The 13931-nt window shown below is 53.7% G+C and carries 11 protein-coding genes; 4 read left to right on the forward strand and 7 right to left on the reverse strand.

The features are described from left to right. Nucleotides 1–18: 18 nt before the first annotated feature. The 4 genes from IPM58_03185 to recN all read left to right on the forward strand — a co-directional run bounded on the left by IPM58_03185 (nt 19) and on the right by recN (nt 5915). Complete coding sequence (locus IPM58_03185; GenBank protein MBK9306095.1) at nt 19–1317, forward strand: bifunctional folylpolyglutamate synthase/dihydrofolate synthase; 1299 nt, start codon at nt 19–21, stop codon at nt 1315–1317. Nucleotide 1318: 1 nt separating this feature from the next. After that, a complete protein-coding gene (locus IPM58_03190; GenBank protein ID MBK9306096.1) occupies nt 1319–3784 on the forward strand; it encodes an LPS-assembly protein LptD in 2466 nt (821 codons plus the stop codon). An 86-nt stretch (nt 3785–3870) separates the two neighbouring features. Continuing rightward, nucleotides 3871–4218 (forward strand): thioredoxin, encoded by a 348-nt coding sequence (gene trxA / locus IPM58_03195; protein ID MBK9306097.1) that lies wholly within the window; start codon nt 3871–3873, stop codon nt 4216–4218. Nucleotides 4219–4235: 17 nt separating this feature from the next. Beyond that, nucleotides 4236–5915, forward strand: coding sequence for a DNA repair protein RecN (gene recN / locus IPM58_03200; GenBank protein MBK9306098.1), 1680 nt, complete (start codon nt 4236–4238; stop codon nt 5913–5915). A gap of 1 nt (nt 5916) precedes the next feature. Here recN and IPM58_03205 read toward each other — a convergent pair whose 3' ends face one another. The 7 genes from IPM58_03205 to IPM58_03235 form a co-directional block, all read right to left on the reverse strand. Next, nucleotides 5917–7029, reverse strand: coding sequence for a response regulator (locus IPM58_03205; protein ID MBK9306099.1), 1113 nt, complete (start codon nt 7027–7029; stop codon nt 5917–5919). Between the two features lie 215 nt (nt 7030–7244). Next, nucleotides 7245–8678, reverse strand: coding sequence for a sigma-54-dependent Fis family transcriptional regulator (locus IPM58_03210; protein MBK9306100.1), 1434 nt, complete (start codon nt 8676–8678; stop codon nt 7245–7247). Nucleotides 8679–8692: 14 nt separating this feature from the next. Further along, the gene (locus IPM58_03215) at nt 8693–9862 is read right to left on the reverse strand and encodes a hypothetical protein (GenBank protein ID MBK9306101.1); all 1170 of its coding nucleotides are present in this window, start codon (nt 9860–9862) and stop codon (nt 8693–8695) included. Nucleotides 9863–10258: 396 nt separating this feature from the next. After that, entirely contained in the window at nt 10259–11260 is a 1002-nt protein-coding gene (locus IPM58_03220) for a hypothetical protein (protein MBK9306102.1), read from the reverse strand. An 82-nt stretch (nt 11261–11342) separates the two neighbouring features. Next, the gene (locus IPM58_03225; GenBank protein MBK9306103.1) at nt 11343–12227 is read right to left on the reverse strand and encodes a nuclear transport factor 2 family protein; all 885 of its coding nucleotides are present in this window, start codon (nt 12225–12227) and stop codon (nt 11343–11345) included. 84 nt (nt 12228–12311) lie between these two features. Beyond that, complete coding sequence (locus IPM58_03230) at nt 12312–13067, reverse strand: serine/threonine-protein phosphatase (GenBank protein MBK9306104.1); 756 nt, start codon at nt 13065–13067, stop codon at nt 12312–12314. Further along, on the reverse strand, nt 13064–13855 hold the full coding sequence (locus IPM58_03235; GenBank protein ID MBK9306105.1) for a ribonuclease H-like domain-containing protein: 792 nt from the start codon (nt 13853–13855) through the stop codon (nt 13064–13066). The genes IPM58_03230 and IPM58_03235 overlap by 4 nt, the downstream gene beginning before the upstream one ends. Between the last annotated feature and the right edge of the window lie 76 nt (nt 13856–13931).

Genomic DNA, 13931 nt, shown 5'->3' on the forward strand with positions numbered 1-13931 from the left:
GCGCCTTCCGGTTTCTGGATGAGCTATTCCCCGGTTATCGAGTATCTCTACGGGCTTCAAAAACACGGCATCAAGCTGGGGTTAGAGACCATGCGCCTCCTGTTGAAGCGGGTAGGCCATCCCGAGCGCTCACTCCGTGTGTTGCACATAGGTGGAACCAACGGCAAGGGATCAACTGCAGCGATGGTCGCCGCGATCTTACAGCATTCGGGCAAACGTGTTGGACTGTATACATCACCGCACCTCGTCGAATTTCGAGAACGAATTCGTGTGAACGGTTGCATGATCACAGAGGAACAAGTTTCGGCTTTGGTGAACCGCCTGCGAGCCATCCTTGCCCCTGATCTCACTCCGACATTTTTTGAGATGACGACGGCTATGGCCTTCCTCCATTTTGAAGAGTCGAAGGTCGATGTCGCAGTACTCGAGGTTGGGTTGGGTGGACGATTCGATGCGACCAATGTCGTGTCTCAGCCACTTGCTTGTGCAATTACGACAATTGGGTTAGATCATCAAGAGTATCTCGGGAGGACGGAAGAGGCGATCGCGTTCGAAAAAGGCGGAATCATTAAATCAGGGGTGCCACTTGTCCTCGGAAGAATTGGTCGTCTGGCGGGAAAAGTGTTAGGTCGAATCGCGAAGGACCTGTCGGCTCCGGTATCGCAGCTGGGGGAGCATTTTGACATCGAGCCCAATGAGGCAGGGCGATTCGTCTATCGAGGAACAACGCACACGATAGATGATCTGTCCTGTGGGCTCGCTGGACGACACCAGTGGGACAACGCGGCTTGTGCACTGGCGCTCATCGAGGCGGCAGATCATGCGGGAATCCAGACAAGCGAAGCAGCTGCGCGCGAGGGATTGAGGACTGTGTCCTGGGAAGGTCGCCTGGAACCGATTGAGGAGTGCCCCAAGGTCATCCTTGATGGCGCACATAATCTCCCTGCTGCAAGAGTGCTGGCACAGTACCTTGCTGATTATGCTTCAGGTCATCCCACTTCTCGTATCATTCTGGTGTGGGCCATGATGCGGGATAAAGATCATCGAGGGTTTATCGCCACTCTGCAGCCGGTCGTCTCGGAGATCGTATTGACTCAGACAGGTCTTGCGCGATCAGCCACGGTTGGTGAACTCCGTCCCGCCTTGGATACCTGGCTCGGACCTGTGTGGGAAGCCGTCCATCCGATGAATGCGCTTGTCATAGCCAAAGCCAGAGCCGCCTCGCACGATCTGATCTGCATTGCTGGATCGCTCATGCTCGTAGGGGAGGTCAAAGCAGCGGTCCGTGGCTGCGGCCTATCACCCATTCATGGCTAGTATGGCGGATCCTTTCGCGTGGATCTTCCGGTGGCGTCTTCTCGTCGTTCCCCTCCTGATCATGCCGTTCTTTGGATCCGCCGCACATGCTCAGACGGGAGTCGTCGGTTCAGCTTTCGGATCCGATCCTCTCGATGTGACGGCAGAGCGCATCGACTATCGTCAGGACCAGGAAGTTTACGATGCCACCGGATCCGTCGTGATCCGACAAGGAAAGATGAAGTTGACGGCCGACCACGTCACTATTCAGACGCTCCCAGGGATTCTGACGGCTGTTGGCCATGTGCATTTGATGGATCCACAGGCTGATGTGACCGCTGAACGGATGGAGATCAATGTCAATACCGAGGCCGGCGTGGCGACGCACGGGGAGCTCTACATTCCGTCTACCAACACCTTCGTCTCAGGACGGTTGATGCAGCGGTTTTCGGAATACCATTACCGGGCTAAGGACGGTAGTTTTACGAACTGCGACGTACAAGATGGAGAAGTCCCCGCGTGGCGATTTCGTTTTAAAGACCTTGACATGGGGGTCGGAGACACGCTGGCGTTTAAAGGTGGCTGGTTCTGCCTGTTTGATGTACCGACAGTTCCGCTACCCACGTTTTCCTATCCCCTTGCCAGACGACAGACCGGATTTCTTATTCCGACGGTCACCTATGACAATCGGTTCGGATTTCATATGCAAGGAAGCTTTTTCTGGGCCATCAATCCAAGCCAAGACTTGACGATTTCACCGAAGTATTACAGTAATCTGGGATATGGGTCGGATTTCGAATATCGGTATGTCTTGGACCGGCGATCTCGCGGGAAATGGTTTCTGAGCTTTCTGCAACAGACGCAATTGCCTAATGTCTCTGGGATAACCCAAACAGATGGAGACATCGAGCGGGCGCGAGCGACGCTTACGGGAAGCCATACGCAATACATCACAGATACGCTCTTGCTCCGTGCCAATGCGAATCTCGTCACGGACCCCAATTTCTTCCAGCAACTCAGCAATTCAGGCGTGTTACGAGCCTTACCGAGTAGTGAGTCAAACTTACTGGCGACTCAGCGGTTGCCATATGGCAATCTCTATCTCTTAGGTCTCTATCTCCAACCCCTTCAAGCCGGAGGGACAGATACGTTCCAACGTCTGCCGGAAACCGGCTATCAACTTCCATACACATCGCTGTTTCATTCTCCGATCTTGTTCGGCGTAGAGGGGAATCACGTCAATTTTTACCGGGAAGAGGGTTTTACCCTTAATCGGATTAATGTGGTTCCAGGTATTGAGACGGAGGTGATTCACCTCGGACACATCATGGGGATTCGGCCTCAAGCAAAGTTTCGAGAAGTCTACTACACGAAGGGCGCACAGTCTGACGAAGGACAACATCGAGAGACGTTTTGGGTGGGGGTGGAGGCCATGTCAAAATTGACGCGCCGCTTTTCGCTCGCTGACGGCGGAAATGTTCTTCACAGTCTCGAACCCTCGGTGATGTATGAGTATGTACCATCGACAAATCAATCAAAACTGGCTCAGATCGACCAAGTCGATGATCTGCCGAAGAAAAATCTTGTGACGTACATGCTCCGCAGTCGCGTCTTGGAGCAAGGTAAACACACGGCCTTTAATTGGGTTGATCTGACGGTGGCGCAGAGTTATCACGTGGGGGAGGTGCAAGCGAGGGCTCGAGATTTTACCCCAGGGATGCTTCCTTTCTTAGGGTCAGTGACCCAACCGATCCAGCCCGCCACGGTACCGATCCAAGGAAGAAAGTTTTCTGATATCTGGATGCGAGCCGTGATCGGAAATAATCTTCCACCACAACTTGGCATGTCACAGTTGGATGCCCCGATATTTGGGCGGGCAGCGCAGGCCTGGGCATTGCGTCCACCTATCAATCGCTATGTGACCATTGATGCTTTCTTTGACCCCTATCAGCCCGGACTGAGTCAGATCAACACCGATCTTCGATTTCAGGAGGGAACGAATTGGTATTTCGAAATAGGCCAACGGTTCACGAGAAACGGCAATCGAGTCCGTCGAGGAGATATTTGGAATCCGATTTCATTCAATGAGGTATTTGCCCCGACCAGTGAGATCCAGTTTGTGACGATGGGGGGTGCCTTACGGACTCCATGGGGCTGGACCGTTGGAGCCAAAGCCTACTATGACGTCAAGAATGGCCGAAGTCCTGAGGTTGACGCAGTGGCACTGTATCAGAATCCATGCAAGTGTTGGTCGGTCGGATTCTATTATTTAAAATTTCCCGATCGGGAGCAGTACAGCGCGATGCTGAGTCTCACGGGAATTGGTTGGACGGACAGCGCTGGAACGGCCCTGATGCGAACATTGTTGAGCCCGCTGCTCTGGGGTGAGCGTGGCCTCCCCTGGGCTGTCCCAGGAGGCCCCTATGGCCTTCCTCCTCAAGCTTCGGAGACTGGAGAGGAATCGGTTGGAAATCCCGGTCGACGATGATCGGTAATTGACACTAAAAACAGCGCTAGGGTACGATGTCAGAGCTATAAAGTAGATACGATATCAATTCTGAAGGAGGGTACGACGTGGCTGGTGATGCCTTGAAGGTTGAAGACTCGACATGGGATGCGGAAGTCATGAAGGCTTCCGAGCTTGTCATGGTAGATTTTTGGGCCGTATGGTGTGGTCCGTGTCAGATGGTTGCACCCATCGTCGACGAATTGGCAAACGAGTATGCAGGCAAACTCAAAGTTCGCAAGCTGAATACGGATGAAAACCCGGAAGTCGCTGGTCGGTATCAGGTGATGAGCATACCCACCATCTTGTTTTTTAAGAATGGCCAACCGGTTGAGAAGCTGGTGGGGGCCAGACCGAAACGTCAATTCAAAGAAATGATCGATGCACTCCTGGCCCAACATGCGGGGACTGCCTAGTACTACTTGCCGCAGCCATGCTCACTGAGCTGCGAATCACCAACTTTGCCGTCATCGAAACCCTGAGTCTGACTCTCGACTCAGGGTTCACGGTGCTGACCGGAGAGACCGGGGCAGGTAAGTCGCTGTTAATCGATGCCGTTATGCTCCTGGTTGGGGGTCGGGCCTCGAGTGATCAAATCCGATTTGGAGAAGATGAAGCGCAGCTCGAAGCGTCGTTTGACATACCCTCCTCTCATCCCCTCCGTGCGCAACTAAGAAATCAGGATATTCTTGGCCCACACGACTCCACGCTGGTGATCCGGCGCGTCATTGCCCGATCCGGAAGGAACAGGGTCTATTTGAATGGCATGTTGACGCCGGTCCATGTGTTGGAGGAGTTTGCCGGAACTCTGATTGATATTCATGGTCAGCATGACCAACAGTCTCTCTTGTCCAGCGCGGCTCAGCTTGAGGTGCTGGATGCCTTCGGACAAGTACGTGAGTTGCGCGAGCAGTATCGAGCCATTCATCAAGGATGGATCCGTTCCCGTCAAGCGCGTACCGAACTTGCGACGATCATTCAGCAGCGTGCGCAGCAGGAAGACCTCCTGAAATTCCAACGTCAGGAGCTGGAGGAGGCGGCTTGTCGTATCGGGGAAGAGGAGGCGTTGCAAGCCGAGCGACAGCGCTTGGGATCCTCCGGCCGTCTCGCAGAACTGACGTCCGAAGCACAGGAGCGCATTCAGGATGATGGCCACGGCGTATTACCAAATCTGGCTCTGGCGGAGCGTCTATTGGGTGAGCTGGCGAAGATCGACCCAGAAATGGCATCAACAGCACGACTCGCATCTGAGGCAAAAGTTCTCTTAAAGGAAGTTGCCGACTCGCTTCGCAGTTATGAGGAGCGGGTGGACGCCAATCCTGGACGGTTGAGTACCGTCGAGGATCGTCTGGCTGTCCTTCAAAAAGTGAAGAAGAAATATGGAGGAACCATCGAGACCGCTTTGAGGACTTACGAGCACGTAAAAGATGAGTTGGAACGGCTTTCACGCGGTGACGACCAACTGGTCGATTATGATCGCCTTATTCAGGAACAGTATGCGCAGGTTGCTGCCTTGGCAGAGAAGCTTTCTCACCAGCGGAAAGAAGCCGCCAAGCGGTTCACGAAGATGGTTGGTAAGGAGCTGGAAGCGCTGAAAATGGCCTCAGTGCGATTCGTCGTTCAAGTCCTGCAGAACGAGTCGGATGATGTGTATGGCCCAGACGGGTGTGATCGTGTCGAGTTTCTTTTGGCTGCGAATGCCGGCGAACCGTTGAAGGGGATGTCCCGCACTGCATCTGGTGGAGAACTTTCTCGGTTGATGCTGGCACTTAAATCGGTTTTGGCCAATGTTGATCATGTTCCCGTCCTCATTTTTGATGAGATCGATACGGGCGTTGGAGGAGCCGTTGCCGCGACCATCGGGAAGCGGTTACGGACATTGGGACGGTACCACCAAGTGTTGTGTATCACCCATCTCCCGCAGGTGGCATCTCAAGCACAGCATCATGTGTGCGTCGAAAAGTGTGAAGTAAAGGGACGGACCGTGACGACGGTGCGTTCTTTAAGCGGTGTCCATCGCGAGGGGGAAATTGCGCGGATGCTTGGGGGGGAGCGAGTAACGACAAAGACCAGGGCGACTGCCGCGGAGTTGATTGCCGGAGCTCAGGACTAGATTAGGCGGCAGGAGAGGCAGCCATCATGGGGAGCGATGCGGTCGATTGCTTCGCGACCTCGAGAAAAGTATCGAGGAGTTGCGGGTCGAAATGGGAACCGGAGCTGAGAGAAATCCGTTGAATGGCGGCTTCAGCAGAAATACATGTCCGGTCAGGAACATCCGCCGTGAGATGATCAAAAGCCTGAGCAATGCCGACAATCTGAGCAAGAATCGGAATATCTGTCCCTGCGAGACCATAAGGATAACCATCCCCATCCCACCGCTCATGATGGTAGGCGATGATGTCATGGACTTCCTTTGGCAACCCCAAGGTAGTCGTCAAGCAGGCACCTCGTTCGCAATGGTCTCTACATGCAACGGGCTCAGCAGACGGCAGGATCTGATCCTCTGAAAATCTGTAAGCCGGAAGGCTTGTCTTCCCTATGTCGTGGAGGAAAGCTCCCATAGCAAGAGCCTTTTGCTCAGTGAGGGTAAGATTCAAACGGGCGGCCATCAAGGTCGCGTAGAAACTGACTCGGCTCGAATGATTTAGTAAGTGACGGTCCGTGGCTTCTAAGATATCCGAGAGTAGCGGGATGAGAGACATTTCTTCCTCTTGAGAAACAGAATTCGGTCCCGCAGGTTGGTAGAGAGTAAGATATTCTGATGTGATGCCGTCCCATGCGCGGAGAGATTCTTCGCCTACTCCCCAGAGTTGCGGTGAAGATCGCAGATTCCGGCGAAGAAAGTCGAGCCGGCGTTTCTTGTCCATCGTCTGCTGTGTCAGGGTGATGAGCTCGGTCACGTTAAACGGTTTCAACAAATAACCAGCAGCCCCCTGTCGAATGCCTTCCATTGCAGATTTCAAGCTGCCGTATCCCGTGACAATGACGACCTCCACATCCGGATGGTCATGCTTGATATCGGTGAGAAGATCTAGCCCGTGGCGATCAGGAAGCCGCTGATCAAGTGTAATCAGGTCGATGGATTCGTTGCTGAGGACATCCAGTGCGGACTTGGCATTTTCTGCAGCACGAATGGCGAAAAATGGGTGGAGAATCATCTTCAGTGCATCGCGAGGACCAGCCTCGTCATCGATGATGAGTACTGTAGGTTGGGTGACTGTGGCCATCGTGGTCATATATAGGGCGATTTCGCTGTAAGCACAATTTGAATATGGAGCAATTCTCGTTCCTTTTCATTAACTTACGATGATTATCAATATATAGTATATTAAATATATAGTTGTACTACATATTGACGATCATCATGTTTGTGAATGTACGGTATCAACAACTGCATGAGGACAACATGTGCATAAATGTGACATACGTACATGAAAGTGTGTCATTCATGCATCGGTTGGCCATGCTCTGAAGGTGCGGAACTATCAGGCCGTCCGATACCGAGCGTATCCATTCGATATTTCAGCATTCTGCGGCTGATCCCAAGAAGGTTGGCCGCATGAGTTTGTACGTAGCTCGTTCGCTTCAGGGCATCGAGTATAATCTCACGTTCAAATTCCATCACGGCCTTCTCAAGAGACATGCGCCCTGCGAGGGTATCATCGCGGAGCGAGGTTGATCGGGAATCGCTTTTAATGGATGTCGGTAGGTGTTCCGGAGTGATTTCGGCCGCATGTTGAGACCAGATGAACGCTTGTTCGACGAAGTTTTCCAATTCTCGAACATTGCCTGGCCAGGAGTATCGACTCAAGAGTTCCATTGCCTCCTTACCAAACTCGATCCGAGAACGTTTCTCCTCTTCCACCCTCTTTTCCAAGAAGTGTTTGGCGAGGAGGGAAATGTCTTCGCTTCGCTCACGAAGGGGAGGAAGGTAGAGCGAGATGACATTAATGCGATAATAGAGATCCTCTCGGAACTGCCCTTTGCGAACCAATTCATCCAGATTCTTGTTGGTCGCCGCCACAATGCGCACGTCCACCTTGATCGGCTGAGTCCCACCGATTCTTGTGAATTCTCGCTCTTGAATGACACGGAGAAGTTTGGCCTGTGTGATGGCGCTCAAATCGCCGATCTCATCAAGGAACAATGTTCCGGTATGGGCCAACTCGAACTGGCCGGTGCGTCGAGCAGTCGCGTCCGTAAATGAGCCCTTTTCATGGCCGAACAATTCGCTTTCGATCAGAGTCTCCGGAAGCGCCGCACAGTTGAGTGCGACAAACGGACGATCACGCCGCGAACTGTTGTAGTGCAAGGCTTTGGCAACCAATTCTTTTCCGGTCCCGCTTTCTCCCGTAATAAGTACCGTCGTGCGGCTATCGGCGACCTGCTCAATTTTCGAGTAGATATCCTGCATGCCTTCACTTTTCCCAATCAGATTATGGAAGGCATATCGCTGGACGACCTGGGCCCGGAGCTGTTTGACTTCTTGCTCAAGGTCGGAGGAATTCAAGGTTCGATCGATGACGAGTCGAAGCTCGTCGACGTCAAAGGGTTTTGAAAGATAGTCGGCAGCTCCTAACTTCATGGCGTCGACGGCCGTCTTCACCGATTTGGTACCCGTCAGCATGATGACCGGGATCACTTTCCGTTCCATACGCAGCGTTTGAAGGACGGCGAGTCCGTCGGTCCCTGGAAGTACGACATCGAGCAGGACCAAATCCGGCTCTTCCTTCCGAAAGACCTCGAGGCCTTCGTGCCCATCCCCAGCTTGGAGGATCTCGTAGAGCGGGTCCAGCACCATTTTGAGTGAGGTTCGGACTCGGGCTTCATCGTCAATCAGCAAGACTCGTTTCTTCGCGATCGCGGTCTCCACCATGGACTCCTGATGTTCTATGAGCGATGACATGGAAGCTGGATATGGAACGTCGTGCCACACCCTTCCGTACTGTCGACCCGAATGTCTCCTCGATGTTCCTGAATGATCTGGTGTACGATCGTCAGGCCGAGACCAGTTCCCTCGTTGAAGGTGCTCGAGTGTTTGGTGGTAAAGAATGGGTCGAAGATGTGATCGAGGTGCTCCGCCGAAATTCCTTCCCCGGTATCTTCAATTTCGATATGTGCCCACTCTTGCCCGTTCGGTTTCTGGAGCCGATGGGTTCGTATATGGACCGTACCGGGATTCTCTCCGATGGCATCCATGGCGTTCAAAAGGAGGTTGAGCATGACCTGTTTAATCTGCTGCCGATCTACCATGCCACGAGGAAGCTCGGACGCCAACTCTTTTTCAATCTTGATCCTGCGCCGGTCTGCCTGTATTTGTATGAAGTAGATGCATGACGAGACGATCTCATTCAGGTCCTCATCGGTCAATTTCGGCTCCATATAGCGCGCATAGTCGAGAATCTCTTGAATCAACCGCTCGATTCGATTGACGTCATCGAGTACGATGTGACTGAATTCTCCGATAAACTGGCTATCATCTTTGCGTTCAGGAGCCAGTTGAATGAAGGTTTTGATCGATGTGAGCGGATTTCTGATCTCGTGTGCAAACCCGCCGGCGATAATTTCCAACGAGCGTAATCGATCGGTGCGACGCATGAGCGTCTGTGATTGTCGGAGATCCTCATAGAGGAGGAAAGAATCAAGTGCGTTGGCGGCACTCTGAGACATGGCCATTAAGAGTTCTGTTCTCAAGGGGGTGAGCGCGGAGGCTTCCGTTCTCGGGTGGAAGGCCGCAAAGGCGATCAGACGTCCTTGACTCAACAACGGAATGGCCTGCTTCAGAGGAACCGTGCCGAGCGGGTTATCCGTGGTCGCCTCGAGGGAGACAGTCGGGTGAATTACACCGGGATTGGAAGCATCTAGGCTCTGGTGACATCGTACGAGGTCCTGGACAAGTGGATGGGAGAGGGGAATGGGAGGAGGGGACGCAATCGAATCGAGCATTCCATAGGAACACACATGGCAATATCGTTCATGGTCGTGGTCAAGTACATACAGGGCTCCATGCGTGCTTTGGGAGACTTCCAAGAGACCCGTAAGGATACGTTTCGCGATCACGGGGAGCTCGGTAGGGTGCCCCATATCTTGTAGAAAGTGCGTCAGTTTTTGAAGTGACCACGGATCACATTGTGGCGTAGCTGAGTGAGGAGATTTAGCGATCGTCATAGGTGTAAGAGGCACGTTCTCCTGCGATCATCGGCTCGCAGGTTGAAAGGGTAACGCTACGTATGATCACCAGTGTGATGAGTATACATGCCAAACACCGTTTCACCCAACGGATTTAGGAATTCACACAGAGATGTGGCAGTGAGGGAGATTGCAGCCAGAAATGGCTGGTGCATCAGCCACGATAAGTTTCAGTGTCTCGGGAAAGTGCTTGACTGGACGATGGTACCGAGGAGGTGGAGCGCACCACCGGCTCAGTTCGAACCGGTGGGCGCGGGAAAACGATTTCTAATGGGAAGCCGATGCACTCTTTGAGGAACAAGTGTCCGGGGTCATATAGAGCAAGTAGTTGCCCATTCCGTGTTGGAATTCGGTTTTCTGCAGAGGATGGTGATGGACCATCACCATCTCGTAATCATCATCCTTGAAGATAGGAAACCCCTGGCCATCATTGTAGACCTGATGAGGGAGGAATTCGCGGAGGGTTCCGTCTCGTTCAACATCCGGGACCGTCCTGAGCAGCGTCTGCTTCTTGGTCTTATTCTCCAAGGCGATCATGAGTAATTCGTCGTGTCCATGCGGATAGGCGAACTTGACGCACCCGTCGATGGAAAACTTCAATGGCGCCGTGTGGACTTGAACGCCGTGTCTGATTTCAATGCCTTCGTCGGTCTGATCCGCAGGACGATCGCCGAACTTGGTGAAACAGACGATGTTGACGCCGACCTGATAGATGTTCATCGCATGGATTTGTTTCGACTTCGGTGCGAAATACATCGTAAAGGTGGCGATCACGTTCTTCGTGGGCGGAGCGCCATGATAGAAGGCGACGACGGTCATCAATTTGTCATCCTTGGCAAGCTTCACACCGTATCCGTCGGGGAAATGTGTTTCGGCCATCTCAAGTCCTGCGCCGCCATAGAACAGCGGTTCGCCGGGGCATGACACGCTGGGTTGGCTGTTGTTGATCATCAGAATGTGGTGCAGATAGTTTCGGGGCAATTCCTTGCCGTCGACCGTGGAAAGCGCCGACTTAAAGCCGATCAAATACTTATCCTCAGGCAGCTGAAAGTTGAATCGAGGCATGGAGTCGCCCATGTCCCCTTCGCTATGACCGGCTGGAAGATCGATCGGACCAAAAGTCAGCGTGGCAGAGTTCTCGCCGTACGTAATCTTCGAACCGACCTGCTTTTTCAACGTGGGAACAGCATGATGGTTGTGGCCTCCATCAGCATAGGCTGACGTAACCATGAACACGGTGGTGATTAGAGAAACAAGAAATCCGCGCATAAAACCTCCCACAGGAAGTGAAACGATGATTTGGGAACGGGCTTCGAATTGATCTGTCTGGTAGGGACGGGTTGGAATCGACTCATTGGCCATGCGCCGGCTTCGGCGTCAGTTTCTTCCATTGATAGGTGCCCCCATGTTCTCGAGGGGGAATGTTCTTATGATTACCGACACGCGTGTACCACCAGATGCCTTTCGCCTCAGTGCCATCCTCCGAAAGAAGGACTTCAAAGCCACCTTCGCGATCATTGCCTGGTTGCTGCCACGTCCCTTGCCAGAGCCGATCGGCGAAGGAGGTGGTCACGAACCGTCCATTGTGTTGCGTATAAGGACCGTTCCCGCTTTTGTCCAAGGTAGCTTTATATCGTTTTTCGTCTTCGACCTCGAGGATTTCCCATTCTCCACTCATGTCCGGCATCGCCGTCGAGGTGGAATCGCTGACGAGACGATGTGATCCTGCGCTTGCCGAAGGAGACGCAAGTGGACCGCCCAGCTGAGCCGATCGAAAGGATTCGTGCCAAGACAGCAACTGCCACCGGCCGGCACGGCGTTCGAGTACGCCGGTTTCCCTCAAAGGCAAGACCGTTCGTTTAACCTCTGATCCCTCGCCGACATAGCGGGTATAGTCGAGTTCCATCGTGAACCAGGCCATGTCCCCCTTGGTCCAGACCTTCAGTTCGGTGATCGGAATCTCGATTTTTTTGGTGTTGAGAAACTCTTCACGCATTTCACGCTCAAACTCCGGCCAGCCGACGTACTTTCGGCCGCCGACGGAATAACTCACGATATCGGCATCATGTGCCATGAGGAGAGACAGTGTCGGCAGATCTTTTTCCGCGTTCGCCCGTACCATCTGGCGAATGGCTGCTTCCGGGTCCGAAGGTTCTGATGCGATGGCTAGGGATGATGTTGTGGTATTCGAGAGCAAGAGTAAAGCTGCGCAGACAAACCATGCCCGAAGGCGCATACGGGACTCCATTTAGGTGTGACAAGGGGAAGACAGCGGGGCAACGTACACGGCCTGATGAAACATGTCAACTGCCATGTCGCTCTAGGACGGTCGATGAGCCACGACCACGACCGTGACATTATCCTCACCCCCGCGATCGAGTGCTTCGTTCACAAGACGATGACACAGGTCAGTAGGGTTGACAGCGGGGGCGGAAAGGATCCGTTGAATGTCGTCATCCTCCAACATCTTTGTCAGGCCATCGGAGCAGAGCAGCACCAGATCGTCTTCCTGTATCGGGAAGGCGGCAATGGTCGGTGTGGCCGAGGCGGGGATCCCCAGTGCACGAGTCAGGACGTGCCGGTCAGGATGAGTTTTGGCGCTGAGAGGGGTGAGGATCCCACGTTCCAGGTATTTTTCGATCAAACTATGATCTCGTGTGAGAGACGTCAGCGAGCCGGCTCGAAGCCGATAGGCGCGGCTGTCTCCGACATGGGCGAGATACGCCACGGGACTGGGACTGGAAACAATGGCGAGCAGTACGATCGTGGTTCCCATCCCTTTCAGTCGCGGTTCAGATCTGGTTCGATCAAGGATGCCTTCGTGAGCTCGTTCGATCAGTGTGGCTAACAGCTCGGTTGGCGGACTCTGACCACCACACAAGGATGTGCTCAATGATGCCGCTTGAGATTCAATGATTTGGATGGCTGTTTGAGCGGCGATGTCCCCTCCGATGTGGCCGCCCATTCCATCCGCGACGGCCCAGACTCCATACTGATCGACGACTGTGAACGCATCCTGATTCACCGTACGGACCAGGCCCACCTCACTGCGACCGATGCCGATCCAGCCGTTCATCGGGAGTAGGCCGGTTGAAGGGGAGACGAGAGGGATGACGGACCGAAGCGCGAGCTCATCTCTCCATATAACCGGTCGGCGAGCGCGACCAGGTTTTCAGTGTCCGCCCGGTTGTAGGTCAGGAGCGTTTCGCGCGCCCTGGCGTCACCCTGGCGCCAGGCAAGCCAGAGCTGGATGGCATCGAAGCCATTCAGACTGCTGATGCTCGCCTCTCGATCGATCCCCAGTTCCCGTTCGATGTGTTTCAGCCCTCCGCGCAGGGTAAGCCGTCTTGCGCAGAAGCAGAGATCAAAATGCAACGGAGGAAAGCGGAGCGTTGGGAATGTCGCCTGGAGATAGGGCACATCGAAGACCGACCCGAAAAAGGTCACGAGGAGATCGGCTTGATTGAGTTCCATTTGTATGCGTTCGGAGGTCAAGTGTTCGTCCTGCACGAGTGTGACGGTTGTTCCGTTCCGATGTAGTCCGACAACCGTGACATCGCCCGGTCCTGGTGTGGAGCCGGTCGTTTCGATGTCGAGATAGACCGTGCGGGAACGACATGTGTCATAGAGCCGCCACTGTTCACGCCGAGGGAGTTGCGTCGCCACCGAGTGAAACTGTCCGCTCTCGAGGAGATGTCGTGCTGCACGGAGTTGACTATCATACCAATGCTTGCGGCCGGTTGAGAGACCAGGGACCGATGGGTGGTTCAGGTACAGATCCCAGTCCAACAGGCCTTCCCCCCACCATCGCCGTTCGGTGGCAGGTCCCACCCCGGGAAGAAAGATAAAGCTCGATGTGAGCATGGTCGCGGATTGTAGCCTTGATTTCACATAGGAGACAAGCTAGAGTTTGCCGAGCCATCCCGAAGCTCTTGCAGCG

The organism is Nitrospira sp. (assembly GCA_016715825.1).
Taxonomy (GTDB): domain Bacteria; phylum Nitrospirota; class Nitrospiria; order Nitrospirales; family Nitrospiraceae; genus Nitrospira_D.

Bases quoted from the DNA above. Each gene is read 5' to 3' on its own strand.
- IPM58_03185 (MBK9306095.1), top strand. From the start codon at position 19: ATGAGCTATTCCCCGGTTATCGAGTATCTCTACGGGCTTCAAAAACAC.
- IPM58_03190 (MBK9306096.1), top strand. From the start codon at position 1,319: ATGGCGGATCCTTTCGCGTGGATCTTCCGGTGGCGTCTTCTCGTCGTT.
- recN (MBK9306098.1), top strand. From the start codon at position 4,236: ATGCTCACTGAGCTGCGAATCACCAACTTTGCCGTCATCGAAACCCTG.
- IPM58_03205 (MBK9306099.1), bottom strand. From the start codon at position 7,029: ATGGCCACAGTCACCCAACCTACAGTACTCATCATCGATGACGAGGCT.
- IPM58_03210 (MBK9306100.1), bottom strand. From the start codon at position 8,678: ATGGTGGAGACCGCGATCGCGAAGAAACGAGTCTTGCTGATTGACGAT.
- IPM58_03220 (MBK9306102.1), bottom strand. From the start codon at position 11,260: ATGCGCGGATTTCTTGTTTCTCTAATCACCACCGTGTTCATGGTTACG.
- IPM58_03225 (MBK9306103.1), bottom strand. From the start codon at position 12,227: ATGCGCCTTCGGGCATGGTTTGTCTGCGCAGCTTTACTCTTGCTCTCG.
- IPM58_03230 (MBK9306104.1), bottom strand. From the start codon at position 13,067: ATGAACGGCTGGATCGGCATCGGTCGCAGTGAGGTGGGCCTGGTCCGT.
- IPM58_03235 (MBK9306105.1), bottom strand. From the start codon at position 13,855: ATGCTCACATCGAGCTTTATCTTTCTTCCCGGGGTGGGACCTGCCACC.